General features: G+C 61.2%; 11 protein-coding genes. 9 read left to right on the top strand and 2 right to left on the bottom strand.

Features of this window, described 5'->3' with window-relative positions; genetic code table 11:
- Positions 1-19 precede the first annotated feature (19 nt).
- The 3 genes from speA (at position 20) to ACIPIN_RS18095 (ending at position 4388) form a co-directional block, all read left to right on the top strand.
- Positions 20-1933: an arginine decarboxylase gene (gene speA / locus ACIPIN_RS18085; protein WP_401120665.1), complete on the top strand. Its 1914-nt coding sequence runs from the start codon at positions 20-22 to the stop codon at positions 1931-1933.
- A gap of 233 nt (positions 1934-2166) precedes the next feature.
- Positions 2167-3606, top strand: a complete 1440-nt coding sequence (locus ACIPIN_RS18090; RefSeq protein ID WP_401120666.1) for a contractile injection system protein, VgrG/Pvc8 family — start codon at positions 2167-2169, stop codon at positions 3604-3606.
- Positions 3603-4388, top strand: coding sequence for a DUF4123 domain-containing protein (locus tag ACIPIN_RS18095; RefSeq protein ID WP_401120668.1), 786 nt, complete (start codon positions 3603-3605; stop codon positions 4386-4388). The genes ACIPIN_RS18090 and ACIPIN_RS18095 overlap by 4 nt, the downstream gene beginning before the upstream one ends.
- A gap of 186 nt (positions 4389-4574) precedes the next feature.
- Here the strand turns inward: ACIPIN_RS18095 and ACIPIN_RS18100 are convergent, their stop codons facing one another.
- Complete coding sequence (locus tag ACIPIN_RS18100; protein ID WP_401120669.1) at positions 4575-5915, bottom strand: MATE family efflux transporter; 1341 nt, start codon at positions 5913-5915, stop codon at positions 4575-4577.
- Between the two features lie 337 nt (positions 5916-6252).
- On the opposite strand from ACIPIN_RS18100, the gene ACIPIN_RS18105 reads away from it, so the two are divergent.
- Positions 6253-11142: an alpha-2-macroglobulin family protein gene (locus tag ACIPIN_RS18105; protein WP_401120671.1), complete on the top strand. Its 4890-nt coding sequence runs from the start codon at positions 6253-6255 to the stop codon at positions 11140-11142.
- 139 nt (positions 11143-11281) lie between these two features.
- On the opposite strand, the gene ACIPIN_RS18110 is transcribed toward ACIPIN_RS18105, so the two are convergent.
- Positions 11282-11575, bottom strand: coding sequence for a hypothetical protein (locus ACIPIN_RS18110; protein ID WP_401120673.1), 294 nt, complete (start codon positions 11573-11575; stop codon positions 11282-11284).
- 135 nt (positions 11576-11710) lie between these two features.
- Here ACIPIN_RS18110 and pbpC point away from each other — a divergent pair, with 135 nt between their 5' ends.
- From pbpC to ACIPIN_RS18135, 5 genes are all read left to right on the top strand, one after another.
- Positions 11711-14008, top strand: a complete 2298-nt coding sequence (gene pbpC, locus ACIPIN_RS18115; protein WP_401120684.1) for a peptidoglycan glycosyltransferase PbpC — start codon at positions 11711-11713, stop codon at positions 14006-14008.
- A 149-nt stretch (positions 14009-14157) separates the two neighbouring features.
- Positions 14158-14460: a MazG-like family protein gene (locus ACIPIN_RS18120; RefSeq protein WP_054595452.1), complete on the top strand. Its 303-nt coding sequence runs from the start codon at positions 14158-14160 to the stop codon at positions 14458-14460.
- Positions 14460-15209, top strand: coding sequence for a methyltransferase domain-containing protein (locus ACIPIN_RS18125; RefSeq protein ID WP_401120674.1), 750 nt, complete (start codon positions 14460-14462; stop codon positions 15207-15209). The genes ACIPIN_RS18120 and ACIPIN_RS18125 overlap by 1 nt, the downstream gene beginning before the upstream one ends.
- A 195-nt stretch (positions 15210-15404) precedes the next feature.
- Positions 15405-16013, top strand: coding sequence for a DUF4136 domain-containing protein (locus tag ACIPIN_RS18130; RefSeq protein WP_401120676.1), 609 nt, complete (start codon positions 15405-15407; stop codon positions 16011-16013).
- A gap of 28 nt (positions 16014-16041) precedes the next feature.
- Entirely contained in the window at positions 16042-16599 is a 558-nt protein-coding gene (locus ACIPIN_RS18135) for a DUF4136 domain-containing protein (RefSeq protein ID WP_401120678.1), read from the top strand.
- The last annotated feature ends 211 nt before the right edge of the window (positions 16600-16810 follow it).

Raw genomic sequence — 16810 nt, forward strand, 5'->3', positions numbered from 1 at the left:
TTCTTTATAGGGGACTTCGATGTCCGTACGACGCACACGCAAAGACGATGGCAGCCAATGGACAGTTGCGGACAGCCGCAGTGTTTACGGGATTCGCCATTGGGGGGCCGGGTATTTCGCGATCAGTGACGCCGGTCGCGTAGAAGTTCGTCCGAACGGCCCGAGCAGCGCACCTATCGATCTGTTCGAACAAGTTGCACAGTTGCGCAAAAGCGGCCTGTCCTTGCCATTGCTGGTGCGTTTTCCCGATATCCTGCAAGACCGCGTTCGTCAGCTGACCGGCGCCTTCGACGCGAACATCGAGCGTCTGGAATACCAGAGCAAGTACACCGCGTTGTACCCGATCAAGGTTAACCAGCAAGAAGCGGTGATCGAGAACATCATCGCCACCCAGAACGTTTCGATCGGTCTGGAAGCCGGCTCCAAGCCGGAACTGCTGGCCGTGCTGGCCCTGGCGCCAAAGGGCGGCACCATTGTCTGCAACGGTTACAAGGACCGTGAGTTCATCCGTCTGGCACTGATGGGCCAGAAGCTCGGCCACAACGTGTTCATCGTGATCGAGAAAGAATCCGAAGTGGGTCTGGTGATCGAAGAAGCCGCCTCGCTGAAGGTCAAGCCTCAAGTCGGCCTGCGGGTTCGCCTGTCGTCCCTGGCATCGAGCAAATGGGCTGACACGGGCGGCGAAAAGTCCAAGTTCGGTCTGTCTGCCGCTCAACTGTTGTCGGTGGTTGAACGCTTCCGCGCGGCGGGTCTGGATCAGGGCATTCGCTTGCTGCACTTCCACATGGGCTCGCAGATTGCCAACCTGGCGGACTACCAGCACGGCTTCAAGGAAGCGATCCGTTATTACGGCGAGCTGCGCAACCTTGGCCTTCCGGTGGATCACATCGATGTTGGCGGTGGCCTGGGCGTCGACTACGACGGTACCCACTCGCGTAACGCCAGCTCGATCAACTACGACATGGACGATTACGCCGGTGTCGTGGTCGGCATGCTCAAGGAATTCTGCGACGCGCAGAACCTGCCGCACCCGAACATTTTCTCCGAAAGCGGCCGTTCGCTGACCGCTCACCACGCCATGCTGGTGGTGCAGGTGACCGACGTCGAGAAGCACAATGACGACGTGCCAGTGATCGAGAACAAGGAAGAGCTGCCGGAAACCGTGCAATGGCTGGTGGATCTGCTCGGTCCGACCGACATCGAGATGGTCACCGAAACCTACTGGCGCGCGACTCACTACATGAGCGACGTGGCCACCCAGTACGCCGATGGCAAGTTGACCCTGGCCGAGAAAGCCCTGGCCGAGCAATGCTACTTCGCTGTATGCCGTCGCCTGCACAACTCGTTGAAAGCCCGTCAGCGCTCGCACCGTCAGGTGCTCGACGAACTCAACGACAAGCTGGCCGACAAATACATCTGCAACTTCTCCGTATTCCAGAGCCTGCCGGACACCTGGGCTATCGGTCAGGTACTGCCGATTCTGCCGCTGCACCGTCTTGATGAAGAGCCGATGCGTCGTGCCGTGCTGCAAGACCTGACCTGCGACTCCGACGGCAAGATCAAGCAATACGTTGACGAGCAGAGCATCGAAACCAGCCTGCCGGTACACGGGCTGAACGATGGCGAAGATTACCTGCTGGGGATCTTCCTGGTGGGCGCTTACCAGGAAATTCTCGGCGACATGCACAACCTGTTTGGTGACACCGATTCGGTGAACATCTACCAGAATGCCGATGGCAGCGTTTACCACGCCGGTATCGAAACCCACGACACCATCGAAGACATGCTGCGTTACGTGCACTTGTCGCCAGAAGAACTGATGACGCACTACCGCGACAAAGTCGCCAGCGCCCGGATCAGTGCCACCGAGCGTACCCAGTACCTCGATGCGTTGCGTCTGGGTCTGACTCGCTCGTCTTACCTGTCTTCTTGAGGTAACGAGCGGCTGTGACCAGGTTGTCTGAAAATAGTCCGCGTAATGTGGAATTTTCGGAGGACCTGGTACGGCATTTCTTTATTTTTGCAGTGATTTGCCGCGCTCCCGCACTATCAACGATGTGTTGTCTCTATTTCGCGTAGGTCATTTCCTAAGTTGTATTTCGGCACTCTACTCGGCCATGTCTCTCAGCGAGAATCCCCGGCCGCCCCTCCTGTAGAGAAACGCCGATGTTCGATTCCGTCAACGAGCCGTCATTTCGTCTGGAGATAGCGGGTCAGCCCGATCCCTTTGCCGTTGTAGCCTTTACCGGCAGCGAGTCCATCAGCCAGCCCTTTGCCTTCGAGCTGGATCTGCAGCTCGATGAGCTGCGACTGGACATCGCCAGCCTGATGTTCCGTTCAGCCTATCTGGGTTTTGGGAGCGCAGGCGCCGGTATCCATGGGCAGATTCATGGCCTCACTCAGCTTCGCGGCGGCGTGGTGCCTGCGCTCTGGCGTCTGTGTCTTGGGCCTAAGTTGGCCTGTCTGGCGCAACGCTTCAACCAGCGGATTTTTACCGGGCAGTCCGTCCCGCAGATTCTCGTTCAGGTACTGAAGGAACACGGCATAAACGAAAAGGCCTGTCGATTTGAGCTCAGGGACGACTACCCCGTGCGGGATTTTTGCACCCAGTACCGCGAATCGGATTTGGCGTTTGTACAGCGCCTGTGCGAACAAGAACGGATTCACTACTACTTCCAGCACCGCAAGGGCGGTCATCGCCTGATCTTTGCCGACTGTCAACGAAGCTTGCATCCAGGCGACAGCGCAACCTTTGACGCGCTGGGTATTGTGCCCGCTGTCAGGCGTTTCAAGGTTCATGCTCACGCCGATATGGTCGGTCAGGATGGGGCGCTGAACCCTGTCGCAGAAGGCGAAACGGACCTGCCGAATGTGCGTAGCGGCGTGTTGATGCCGTTGTCGGGCCATCCCTGTGCTGACTGGAATCGCCTGTGGCTGCTGACTCGAGTCGAGCATTTGGGCAGCCTGGTGCAGATGCCGTACTACCAGAACCGTATTTGTGCGATACCTTGGGAGACACCGTTTGTACCGTCTTGTCCAAGCGCAAGGCCACGGATGAATAGTGTGCAACGTGGCTGGGTAGTTGAGGTGGACGAAGTGCGCAGCGCCTGCGCGCAACGCATCGCCGTACAGTTCGATTGGGTTTATCTGGGCGAGGGTGCACGGCCCAGCCATTGCTGGCTGCCGGTCTCGCCCCAGTTATCTGCCGAGTCGGTTGCCGTTTTAACGGCGGGGGTTGAGGTCTGTGTGAGCTTTATCGAGGGCGACCCGGACCAGCCATTGATCACCGGTATATTTCGGGGGACAACGTTTATCGCCGACACGGTGCTGCCTCCCGACGAGGCTCCCCCACCCACGGCAAACGAGGCGCTGTTGTCGCTCCCGGTCAGCCTCGAGGCAGTGGAGCAAGCACCGGTCGGGGAGCAGACCCCGGCGCTTGCGGATTTGCCGCCGGCTGGCCGTCATGACTTGTTGACGCTGGTCCAGAGCAGTCAGCCCTTGGTGTTGCTGTGTTTGATACCCGGCGGAGGTAGCTTCATGTATTGCCAGCAAGCGATTTGCGTCTGCCGCACGGTGGCAGGGCTTGGCCAAAGTGGTGCGGCATGATCGCTGTCCAGTCGGCGCAATGGCTTTTGCTGGATGTACCGGGTTCGCCGGACGCCGGGTGGAACCTGCAGCAGCGTTTTGCCGATGCACCGCGTTACGCGCTGTTCGAGAACACCGATCTGCATGCGTTGCGCGACCAGGGACCGCAGATGATCGAACTCTCGACGCAATCGTCTCTGGCGCAAGTTTGCCACGGCGAGCCGGCGGACTGGCCGGGGTTGCTGCTGGTCAGTTCCGGGCCCTCGGAGCAATTGCTTGGACACCTTCGCCGTATGCTCACGGTCACCTTCGGGCTTCATTACAAAGGCTTGCTGAGCTACTACAACCCCTTTATCGCCAGTTACTTTTTTGATGCCTGTGATGCCCGCGAGTTGAGCCGCTGGCTAGGGCCGATCGATAAGGTGTACTGGTACGGCGGGACCTGGGCTGACCGGGCGATCGGCAGTTTGGGTTGGCAGCATTTGGTCAACCCGCGCTTGGCCGTCAGCGAACTGGCCGTCGAAGACAACCTCAGCCTTCACCAGCAGGGCAAGTTACAGACGTGCCTGCTGGAGCGGCATGCCTGGCACTGGAGTCGCTCGACAGGCCACGACTTTGGCGCGATCTGGTCTTTTGTGCAGGAAGGACTCGAACAGGGTTTCAGCGAGCGCACAGTGCTCGACGGCTGGTTGCGATTATGTTTGCAATACCCATCAGCCATGCCTGAAGAACACCTGCCGGGGGGCACTCAGCAAGAGCGGCTCGACAGCTTGCGCAACCGCTGGCAGAGCCATCGATCCTGACATCGCCGCGCCCGTGCCCGTAGCAGCTGCCGAGCCTGCGAGGCTGCGTTCGGCCGCGAAGCGGTCGTCAAATCAGGCAGCGCGTTCTTTCAGGCAAACCGCGTACTCAGGATTTGCGAGGACTTCGTCCTCGAACGCAGCCTCGCAGGCTCGGCAGCTGCTACGAGAGCCGGAACAGCACGATGTTTAGACTGCGAACCAGCCATCGCTCTTGCGCAGGTTCCAGGCGAATGCCCCAAGCGTGAGGCTGCGCAATAACATGAATAGCAGAAAGGTCAACCACAGTCCGTGGTTGCCGAAATCTCGCAACGCCCAGGCAAATGGCAGCAACACCAGCACTGTCAGCAGCATGCCGTTGCGCATTTCCCGGGCACGGGTGGCGCCGATGAACAGGCCATCGAGCAAGTAGCTCCAGACGGCGATCAGCGGCAGAGCGGCGAGGTACGGCAAATAGATGAATGCGGTGTCGCGCACGCTCTGGATGTTGGTTTGCATCTCGATGAACAGATGCCCGGCGCAGAGGAACAGCAGCGCAAAACCCAGGCTGGCAATTAACGACCAGCCGCAGGCCACCACCAAGGACCGGCGTAAAGCCTGGCGATCGCGAGCACCGATGGCGTGACCGCACAGAGCTTCCACCGCATGGGCCAGGCCATCCAGCGCATGGGCCGTCAACAGCAAACCATTGAGTAGCAGGGCATTGGCCGCTACGGTCGCATCGCCGAGCCGTGCGCCTTGCACGGTGACCATGAAAAATACCGATTGCAGTGCCAGGCTGCGGATGAAGATGTCGCGGTTGACCGCCAGCAGCGGCCGCCAACTCTGCCACAGTGCCAGTGCTGCCCAGGCGATATGCCCAGGGTAGGCGCGCAGGGCGTTACGGGTCATGGCCAGGCCGAGCAGGGCGCCGGTCCATTCGGCGATCACTGAAGCGCGAGCCGCCCCGACGACACCCCATTGCAGACCGATGACGAACCACAGGTTGAGGGCGATGTTCACCAGATTGGTGGTCAACAGAATCGCCAGCGGCGCGCGGGCGTTTTGAGTACCGAGGAACCAGCCAACCAGCGCATAACTGGCCAGCGCCGCCGGTAAGCCAAACAGCCGGGTGTGGAAAAACTCGCGGGTCAGTTGATCGAGCTCGGCAGACGGTTGCATGAAGTGCAGCGCCACACTGCTCAGCGGTACGCCAAGCATTCCGAGCAGCAGCGACAAGCCCATCGCCAATAGCAAGCCTTGCAGCAGGATCTGCCTTAGCGCTGCGCCGTCACCGCGTCCGGCCGCCTGCGCCGCAAACCCGGTGGAGCCCATGCGCAGGAACCCCATGGCCCAGGCCAGAAAGGTGTACAGGCTGGCGCCCACCGCGACGGCGCCAAGTTGATGCGCGTGGGGCAGGTGGCCGACCACGGTGCTGTCGACCAGCGCCACCAGCGGCACGGAAATGTTCGAAAGAATCATCGGCGCCGCAAGCGCCCAGACACGGCGATGAGTCGGGCGATCGCGCCAGTCGGTAATCAGCGTAGACATGCAGGCTCCTTGCGAGAGCAGGCATTGTAGCGGCAGATCCAGCGCTGAGTGCGCTTGTGGCGAGTAGGCTTTTTGTGAGGAGGGATGCCGGTAAGTTAGGCCGTTACACGATCCGTAGCAGCTGGCGAAGCCTGCGTTCGGCTGCGCAGCGGCCGTAAATCCTGCCTCCACGGTTAACCTGAAAAAACGTAGTGTCTGATTTTACGACTGCTGCGCAGCCGAACGCAGGCTTCGCCAGCTGCTACGAGTCGTGCAGCGGCTTTTAGGTCAATCGGATCAGCCCGGCGAGCGCTTGGGCTATAGTTCACCCTTCGATACGCCTGCCGACGAGTGCCCCATGCTTAACAAAGGATTGTTTCTGGCCTGCGCACTGACGCTGCTCAGCGCCTGCGATTCATCGACGTCGACCAAAGCGCCGGCCAGCCCAGCGCCGGTCACGACGCCAAAGGCCAGGGCCGTGCAGGATGTCGCTGCGCTGAAACAGCGTTACGCCGGTCGCGAATTGAGTGTGGTGGATGTCTCGGAAATCCAGCTCGACGGCGCCAGCACGCTGTCGGTGAGTTTCTCGGTGCCGCTGGACCCGCAGCAAAAGTTCGCCGACAAACTGCACCTGGTGGACAGCAAGACTGGCAAGGTCGATGGCGCCTGGGAGCTTTCGGACAACCTGATGGAACTGCGCCTGCGCCACCTTGAGCCACAGCGCAAACTGGTGCTGACCATCGACGCCGGACTGCTGGGGGTGAACGACGCCAAACTCGCCGCCGAATACGGCAGTCGTCTGGAAACCCGTGACCTGCAACCGACAGTGGGCTTCGCCAGCCGTGGCACCTTGCTGCCGACGCGCCTGGCGGAAGGTCTACCGGTAATCGCTTTGAACGTCGACAAGATCGACGTCGAATTCTTCCGCATCAAACCCGAATCGCTGCCGGCGTTCCTCGCCCAATGGGGCCGCAACAGCAGCCTGCAAAGCTATCAATCGCGTGAACTGCTGCCCATGGCCGATCTGGTCTACGGCGGCCGTTTCGATCTGAACCCGGCACGCAACACCCGCGAAACCCTGCTGCTGCCGATCGCCGGCCTCAAGCCGTTGCAACAGCCGGGTGTTTACCTGGCGGTGATGCGCGCCTCTGGCACTTATAGTTACTCGCAACCGGCGACCCTGTTCACCCTCAGTGACATCGGCCTGTCGGTGCACCGTTACCAGAACCGTCTGGATGTGTTCACCCAAGCATTGGAAGGTGGCAAAGCGCTCGACGACGTCAGCCTCGAACTGCTCGACGCCGATGGCCGAGTGGTCGGTCAGGGCAAAACCGAGAAGGGCGGCCACGCCGAGTTGCCACTGCCGAAAAAGGCCGAAGTGCTGCTGGCCCATCAGGGCGAACAGACCAGCATGCTGCGCCTCAACAGCGCAGCGCTGGACCTGGCCGAATTCAAGATCGGTGGGCCGCAAGCTCATCCGCTGCAATTCTTCGTGTTTGGCCCGCGCGATCTCTATCGGCCTGGCGAAACCGTGCTACTCAATGCCCTGCTGCGGGACAAGGACGGTAACGCGGTCAAACCGCAGCCGGTCAGCGTCGAAGTGCGCCGTCCGGATGCGCAGGTCAGCCGCAAATTCGTCTGGGGCGCCGATGCCTCGGGGCTCTATCAATATCAACTGCAACTGGCTGGCGAAGCGCCGACCGGGCGTTGGCAGCTGGTGTTCGACCTGGGTGACGGCAAGCCTCAGCTCTATGAGTTTCTGGTCGAAGACTTCCTGCCCGAACGCCTGGCCCTGGAACTCAAGGGCAGCGATACGCCGATCAAACCGGCCGATACCGCTGAAATCAGCGTCAACGGTCGTTACCTCTACGGCGCGCCGGCGTCAGGCAATCGCTTGAGTGGTCAGGTTTACGTACGGCCCTTGCGTGAGGCGGTTAAAGGTTTACCGGGCTATCAATTCGGCTCGGTCACCGAAGAAGAACTGAGCCAGGACCTGGAGCTGGATGAAGCTGCGCTGGACGCCGACGGCAAGGCGGTGATTTCGCTTGAGAGCAAATGGGCCGGGGCCAAGTCGCCGCTGCAACTGATCGTCCAGGCCAGCCTGCACGAATCCGGCGGCCGGCCGATTACCCGGCGCGTGGTGCAGCCGGTCTGGCCGGCGGATCGCTTGCCGGGTCTGCGCGCATTATTCGATGGTCAGGAAACCAACGGCGATGGCCCGGTCGAGTTCGAACTGTTGATGGCCAACAATGAAGGTCAGAAGCTGGCCGCCGACAACCTCAAGGTGCGGTTGATCCGTGAGCGTCGCGACTACTACTGGAACTATTCGGAGAGCGATGGCTGGAGCTATCACTTCAACGAAAAATTCCTCAACCTCGACGAAGAAACCGTCAGCATCAAGGCCGGCGATACAGCGAAGATCAGCTTCCCGGTGGAGTGGGGCCCGTATCGCGTCGAAGTCCAGGACCCGCAAACCGGCATCGTCAGCAGCCTGCGCTTCTGGGCCGGTTATCGTGCACAGGACAACGCTGAAGGCGGCGCGGTGCGTCCGGACCAGGTCAAACTGGCGCTCGATAAGCCGGCCTATGGCGATGACGATACCGCCAACGTCACCGTGACCCCTCCGGCTGCGGGCAAGGGCTATTTGCTGGTGGAATCGGCCGATGGCCCGCTGTGGTGGCAGGAAATCGACGTGCCGGCCGAAGGTAAAAGCTTCGCGGTGAAACTTGATCCGAAGTGGGCGCGCCACGATCTGTACGTCAGTGCGCTGGTGATTCGTCCCGGCGAGCGCAAAGCCAACGTCACTCCGAAACGTGCAGTCGGCGTGCTGCACCTGCCGCTGGACCGGACTCAGCGCAAACTTGGCTTGAGCCTGACGGCGCCGGAAAAAATGCGCCCGAAACAACCGCTGACGGTGAAGATTCAAGCGAAAAACGCCGATGGCAGCGTGCCGAAACAGGTGCATGTGCTGCTGGCGGCGGTGGACGTCGGCATCCTCAATATCACCGAGTACCCGACTCCAGATCCGTACTCCAGCCTGTTTGGCCGCAAGGCCTATAGCGCCGACCAGCTCGACGTTTACGGGCAACTGATCGAGGCCGGCCAGGGTCGTTTGGCCAGTCTGGCCTTCGGTGGCGATGCGGCGCTGGCCAAGGGCGGCAAACGTCCGGACACCAGCGTGACCATCGTCGCCTTGCAAAGCGCGCCAGTGACCCTGAACGAGCAGGGCGAAGGCGAAGTCAGTGTCAACATCCCGGACTTCAACGGTGAACTGCGTTTGATGGCCCAGGCCTGGACCGATGATCGCTATGGCATGGCTGAAGGCAAAACCGTCATCGCCGCGCCGCTGATTGCCGAGCTGTCGGCGCCGCGCTTCCTCGCCGGTGGCGATCAGACGACGTTGGCGCTGGATCTGTCGAATCTCTCGGGTAAGGCGCAGACGTTGGAGGTGCAACTGAGCACCCAAGGCCCGTTGAACCTGGTCGACGAGGTGGCGCACAGCGTGCAGCTGACTCAGGGCCAGCGCACCACGCTGCGGATCCCGGTGCGTGCACAGGGCGGCTTCGGTCAGGGCAAGGTTAAAGTGCTGGTCAATGGCCTGGACCTGCCGGGCGAGAGTCTGCCGCCATTCACCCGCGAGTGGACCTTGGGTGTGCGTCCGGCCTATCCGGCGCTGCTCAAGCACTATCGCGCGGTGCTCAAGGATCAGCCGTGGAGTTTGCCTGAGGGTGAGTTGTCGCTGTTCGACGCGTCCGGGCGTGAGGCCTTGCTCAGCCTGTCGAGCCGACCGCCGCTGAACCTTGGTGAGCAGATTCGCGCACTCAAGGCTTACCCTTACGGTTGTCTGGAGCAAACCACCAGCGGTCTGTATCCGTCGCTCTATGCCGACGCCGCGAGCCTGAAACGGCTTGGCCTGGAAGGCGAGCCGGACGCTGACCGCAAACGCAAGATCGAACTCGGCATCGAGCGCTTGCTGGGCATGCAGCGTTACAACGGCAGCTTCGGTTTGTGGGGCGCCGATGGCGAAGAAGAATACTGGTTGACGGCGTATGTTACCGACTTCCTGCTGCGCGCTCGCGACCAGGGTTTTGGCGTACCGCCCGAGGCGCTGAAAAAGGCCAGCGAGCGACTGTTGCGTTACCTGCAAGAGCGCAACCTGATCGAAGTGAACTACAGCGAAAACGCCGAACACACCCGATTTGCAGTGCAGGCCTACGCCGGTCTGGTGTTGGCCCGCAGCCAGCAGGCACCGCTGGGCGCGCTGCGCAGTTTGTTCGACCGTCGAACTGATGCCCGTTCCGGCCTGCCGTTGGTGCAGCTGTCGATTGCCTTGCAGAAAATGGGCGATCAACCGCGTGCCGATCAGGCCTTGCTCGCGGGGCTTGCAGCCTCACGCAAACCGAATGACTGGCTGGCCGATTACGGCAGTCCATTGCGCGATCAGGCACTGATTCTGGCACTGCTGGAAGAGAACAATCTGGACAAGGGCAAGCTCGAAGAGCGGTTGTTCGAACTGTCCGATCAACTGGCCGCCAGTCGATACTTGTCGACCCAGGAGCGCAACTCGCTGTTTCTCGCCGGTCGCGGCTTGATCGGTAAACCGGAAGCCAGCTGGAAGGTTCTGGTGAGTGGCAACGCTGAAGTCGAACTCAACAATGATCGGCCAGCTCTGGGACTGGAAGGCAAGCTGTTGTCATCGGCATTGACCTTGCAAAATGAGGGCAGCGAACCGGTCTATCAGCAACTGACCATTTCCGGGTATCCGGTTCAGGCTCCGGTTCCCGGTGGCGAAAACCTGAGCATTCGCCGCGAGTACCTGGGCATGAACGGCCAGCCGTTGAACCTCAAGGCCCTGGCCAGTGGCGATCTGGTGCTGGTGCATATTGCGGTCGCCGCCAAGCAGCGGGTACCGGATGCGTTAGTGGTGGACTTGCTGCCGGCGGGCCTGGAGCTGGAAAACCAGAACCTGGCACAAAGCGCCGCGAGCCTGGAAAACGCCAGCAGCAAGGTCAAGGAATGGCGTGACTCGATGCAGAACGCCAGCCTCAAGCATCAGGAATTTCGCGATGACCGTTACGTCGCGGCGCTGAACCTGGACGGCTACGGCACCACGCACTTGCTGTACCTGGCGCGGGCCGTCACCCCCGGCACCTACCGCGTACCGCCACCGCAAGTGGAGTCGATGTACCGGCCGAACTGGCAAGCCGTGGGCGAAACCGTGCCGGAGATGGTGATCCAGGGGCGTTAGCCGAAGGAGATGCTGAATCAGTCGATTGTGGGAGCGAGCTTGCTCGCGATAGCGGTCTGGCAGGCAACATGTTTGTTGAATGTGAAGCCGTCATCGCGAGCAAGCTCGCTCCCACACTGGACCGCGGCGCTCATCCGGGTTAGTGAACAACCCAGCTCAACACCCACAACCCCAGCACCAGCCAGATAATCCCTGCGATGATCGAGGCGCGCATGAAGGCGCGGATCGCCGAGTACAGCAACATCAAGCCGATGATCAGCACGAGAATGCTGATGATCGAGGGCTCCATGCCCAGCGCTCGCGACAGCCCGTCGACAAAGTTGCCGCTGGCGTGAGTCAAAGCATTGAACAACCCACTGAGCGTATCGACGATGAACCGGATGACTGACCCCAGCGCCTGGCCGAGCCATTCGAAAAAACTATCTACCTGCATGCGTGCGTCCTGATGAAAGAGTGGGTGCCAGAGCTGAGCCTTGGGCCATTGTTTAAGCGGGTGAGTTCCCGTGAATCATAGAGGTTTGGTGGATTGAATTTCAGCTTGTTTAAACGAATTGCTCAGCGTTGTCTGATGGGTGTGCTGTTGTTGATCACGCTGCTGTGGCTCGCCGACCGGATCTGGCCGTTGCCCTTGCCCAAGGACGATCTGGCGCGGGTGGTGCTGGCCGAAGACGGCACGCCGCTGTGGCGTTTCGCCGATGCCAACGGTGTGTGGCGCTATCCGGTGGAAACGTCGCAGGTTTCGCCCTATTACCTTGACGCGCTGCTGACCTATGAAGACCGCTGGTTCTATCAGCATCCCGGCGTTAACCCGTTGGCGCTGGGTCGGGCCGCGTGGCAAAACCTCACCGGCGGACGGGTGTTGTCCGGCGGCAGCACCTTGTCGATGCAGGTCGCGCGGTTGCTCGATCCGCATTCGCGAACGCTGTTCGGCAAGCTGCGCCAACTGTGGCGCACCGCGCAGCTGGAATGGCACCTGTCCAAGGATCAGATTCTCAACCTTTACCTCAACCGCGCACCGTTCGGCGGCACGCTGCAAGGCGTGGCGGCGGCCAGTTGGGCTTATCTGGGCAAATCGCCGCAGCACCTGACCCACGCCGAAGCTGCGTTGCTGGCGGTATTGCCGCAAGCACCGAGTCGCTTGCGTCCGGATCGACACGCGGCGCGCGCGCAGGTGGCTCGGGACAAGGTATTGCGGCGATTGGCCCAGTTTCAGGTGTGGCCGCAGTCGGCGGTCGATGAAGCACTGGAAGAACCGTTGCTGCTGGCGCCCCGTCTGGAGCCGAGCCTCGCACCGTTGCTGGCGCGGCGCTTGAACCGTCCGGACAGCCCGTCACTGATTCGCACCACCCTCGACGCCAACCTGCAACGGCGTCTCGAAGACTTGCTGCTGGGCTGGCGCGCACGTTTGCCGGAGTACACCTCGGCAGCCATTTTGGTGGTCGAGGAAGAAAGCATGGCAGTGCGCGCCTATCTCGGTTCAGTGGATATCAATGACGACCGGCGATTCGGCCATGTCGACATGATCAGCGCCCTGCGCTCGCCCGGCTCAACCCTCAAACCCTTCCTTTACGGCATGGCCATGGACGCCGGTCTGATCCATTCCGAATCGCTGCTGCAGGATGTGCCCCGACGCTACGGCGATTATCGGCCGGGCAACTTCTCCATGGGCTTCAGCGGCCCGGTGCCGGCCAGCAGCGCGCTTTCGACCTCTTTGAATCTGCCGGCGGTGCAGTTGCTGGAAGCCTACGGGCCGAAACGCTTTGCCGCCGAAATGCGCATCGGCGGCATGCCGCTGACCTTGCCGCCGCTGGCCGAACCGAACCTGGCGTTGATCCTCGGTGGTGCCGGCAGTCGGCTGGAAGATCTGGTCAGCGGTTACAGCGCCTTCGCCCGTGGCGGCAAGAGCGCCAACATCCGTTTGCAGCCCGACGATGAACTGCGTGAACGGCCGCTGCTGTCACCGGGTTCGGCGTGGATCGTGCGGCGGATTCTCAGTGGTCAGGCGCGTCCCGACCGCGACCCGCGCGCCGAACTGGTGCAGCGTCCGGTGCTGGCCTGGAAAACCGGCACCAGCTATGGCTTTCGCGATGCTTGGGCGATTGGCGTCGGGCCGCGTTACCTGATCGGCATCTGGATCGGTCGCCCGGACGGCACGCCGGTGCCGGGGCAATTCGGTCTGGCATCGGCGGCGCCGTTGATGCTGCAAGTCCACGATGTGTTGATCAACCGCGACAGCCAGCGTGGCATCAGCGCGCCGGTACCACCGGTGCCGTTGAACGTCGGGGTGGCGGCGATCTGTTGGCCGCTGGGTCAGCCGATGAGCCGCAATGACCCGAACTGCCGTCGCCAGCGCTTTGCCTGGACGTTGGACGGCACAACGCCGCCGACGCTTCAGGCCATGGATCAGCCGCTGAGCGTGGGACTGGTGGAGACGGTCTGGGTCAACGCCAAAGGTCTGCGGGTAGACGCCAAATGTCCGGGTGCCGTGGCGCGGGATATCGCGTTATGGCCGGCTCCGCTGGAGCCTTGGTTGCCACGGGTCGAACGCCGTGAAGCGCGCTTGCCGGCCAATGACCCGGATTGCCCGGGGCCGGTGTTGGCGGCGTCTGCACCGCTGTCGATTGTCGGCGTACGTGATGGCGATCAACTGCGCCGACCAGCGGCCAGTCAGGAACTGCTGCGGCTGAAGCTCTCGGCACTCGGCGGCAGTGGACGGCGCTGGTGGTTCGTCAACGGCACGCCGCTGGGCGACAGCGCTAATCAGGAGAGCATCAACGCCACGTTTGAACAGCTCGGGCGCGTAGAGCTAAGTGTGCTTGATGAAGGCGGACAGACGGCACGGGTCGAGTTCAACGTTGTTGATTAGTCCGCCTTCGCGAGCAAGCCCGCTCCCACAGGGGATCCGCGGTGAGCACAGTACCAATGTGGGAGCGAGCTTGCTCGCGATCTGTCGCGCAGCGACAGCTTGCTTCCTGAGAAAATCGGCCTGAAGCTATACGCCTTCAGGAGAGCCCGATGAACCTTGTTGAACTGACCGAACGCCTGCACTGCATCCGTGATCGCAACGACTGGCGGCAATTTCACAGCCCGAAAAACCTGGCCATGGCCGCCAGCGTCGAAATGGCCGAGCTGGTGGAAATCTTCCAATGGCTGAGCGAAGACCAGTCGCGCCAGTTGCCGGCGGACAAACTCGCCCATGCCGGTCAGGAAGTCGGTGATATCGTGCTCTATCTACTGCTGTTGTGCAGCGAGTTGGGGTTGGATATGGAACAGGTAGTACGCAGCAAGCTGGCTGACAGCGAACGGCGGTTCAGCTGATGAGCGACCGTCATTTCGATCAGTTGGCGACCCGTTTCGCCGAAAAAATCTACGGCGGTGCCAAAGGCGCGATCCGTCTGGCGGTGCTGCAGGCTGACCTGGCTGAAACCCTGCCGGATCGCCCGTTGCGGGTACTGGATATCGGCGCCGGCCTAGGGCACATGTCGTTATGGCTGGCCCAGCGCGGCCATCAAGTGACTCTGGCCGAGCCTGCTGGACCAATGCTTGAAGGCGCCCGCCAGCGCTTCGCCGACGCTGGGCAAACGGCGACATTTATCCAGGCGCCGTGGCAAGAACTGCTGGGTCAGCTCACCGAACCCTATGACCTGGTGCTGTGCCACGCAGTGCTGGAGTGGTTGGCCGAGCCTCACGCGATTCTGCCGGTACTGCATCAACTGACGACTAAAGAAGGTTGGCTGTCGCTGGCGTTCTATAACCGCGATGCGCTTATTTACCGCAACTTGCTCAAGGGCCATTTCCGCAAGATGCGCAAGAACGACATGGCCGGCGAGAAGCAGAGCCTGACCCCGCAGATGCCTCTGGATCCGCGCGAACTGGCGACGCAACTGGAAGGGTTGTGGCAGGTCGAAACCCAGAGCGGAGTGCGGGTTTTTCACGACTACATGCCGGTGGAGTTCCAGGCCCGTGCCGAACTCATCGACTTGCTGGAAATGGAACTGGCCCACCGTCGTCACCCGAGTTTTGCGGGGCTGGGGCGTTACCTGCACTGGATCTGCCGCCCGGTCTGAACCATGGTTCCCGTAGCAGCTGTCGAGCCTGCGAGGCTGCGTTCGGCTGCGGAGCAGTCGTTGAATCAGGCCACGAGTTCCTGGTCCAGGATTTACGAGGACGTCGTCCTCGAACGCAGCCTCGCAGGCTCGGCAGCTGCTACAAGGGTTAGAACGAAAAGATGTGTATATGCTGATGCTTCTGTGGAGAGGACAATGAAACGCCGTTTGGGATTGATCATGCTGTGTCTGGGGCTCGGTGCCTGCCAGGGCAGCAATCCGTATGTCGCCAGCTCCAACCCGTTACCGCCGGCTCCGCCGCAAGCTGCCAAGACGTTTGATCGCAGCGCGTACCCGGCGCCACCGCGTGATTACGCTCGCTACCACAGCTGGGCCTGGCTCAACGGTCGGTTGCCCAACGGCTCGGCCTGGGCCGACTCGGCGCAGATCGCCGAAGCGGTCAGCAATGCGCTGGATCAACGGGGGTTGCGGCCGCTGCACGACAATCGCCCGGCAGACCTGTGGGTCAGCGCCGAGCTGCATCAGGAAACCCGCCTGAAACAGGTCCAGGACGATTACGGCTATGGCGGCTACGGTGGTTATAACCGTTATGGTAATGGCTACGGCATGTACAACACGGTGCCGATCGTTCGTACCTATCAGGTGCAAGTGCTGGTGATTCGCGTGAATTTGTTCGACGCCGGTACCGGGCAACCGGTCTGGAGTGCCAGCGCCGAAACCGGCCTTCAGGGCAACGAAATCGAGCGCGGTGATGCGTTACGAACAGCTGTAGAAAAGGCGGTTGCGGCGTATCCTCCCAGTTAGGTTCCCTGCCTAGAACCGGAGAAAAATCATGTCCCGCCGTCTCGCTTTACTGGCGTGCGCCGTGCTGCTCAGCGCTTGCCAATCGAACCAGGTCAATCACGATTTTGATGCCAGCCGCGACTTCGCTGCCTACCGCAGCTGGGCCTGGAAAGAGCCTGCCTTGCAATACCGTCCCGATGATCCACGGATCAAGAGCGACCTCACCGAACAACGCATTCGCCAGGCCGTCGCCGACCAACTCGACCAGCGTGGTCTGCGCCCGGCAGCTACCGGTGCCAAGGCTGACGTCGATGTGCGGACCTACCTGATCGTCGAGGATCGCCAGCAACAAATCACCACTAACTACGGTGGTGGTTGGGGTGGCCCCTGGAACGGTTACTGGGGCGCACCGATGTACAACGAAACCCGTAACGTCACCTACAAGGTCGCCACTCTTCAGATCGACCTGTTCGATGGCAAGGATGGCAAGCTGGTCTGGCGTGGCAGCGATGAGCAGTTGCTCAGCAGATCGCCTCAGCCCTCGGACCGTAGCGCCGCGATTCGCGCGACGGTAGGGCGGATATTGAGCAATTACCCACCGAGATAAATCAAAAGATCGTCCGAACGCCGACCTTATGCCGACCCTATATAGGAGCTGCCGAAGGCTGCGATCTTTTGACCTTTGCCTGCGATCTTTTGATTTTTTCTGGGGCGCGTCTCGTGAAGATCAAAAGATCGCAGCCTTCGGCAGCTCCTTGTATCTCGACTATCGCTCCGTCAGGAGCGATAGTTCTCGACTGATCATCGAGGGAGGGACC

Origin of the sequence: Pseudomonas sp. NPDC087697, from assembly GCF_044743155.1 — a bacterium.
Taxonomy (GTDB): Bacteria; Pseudomonadota; Gammaproteobacteria; order Pseudomonadales; family Pseudomonadaceae; genus Aquipseudomonas.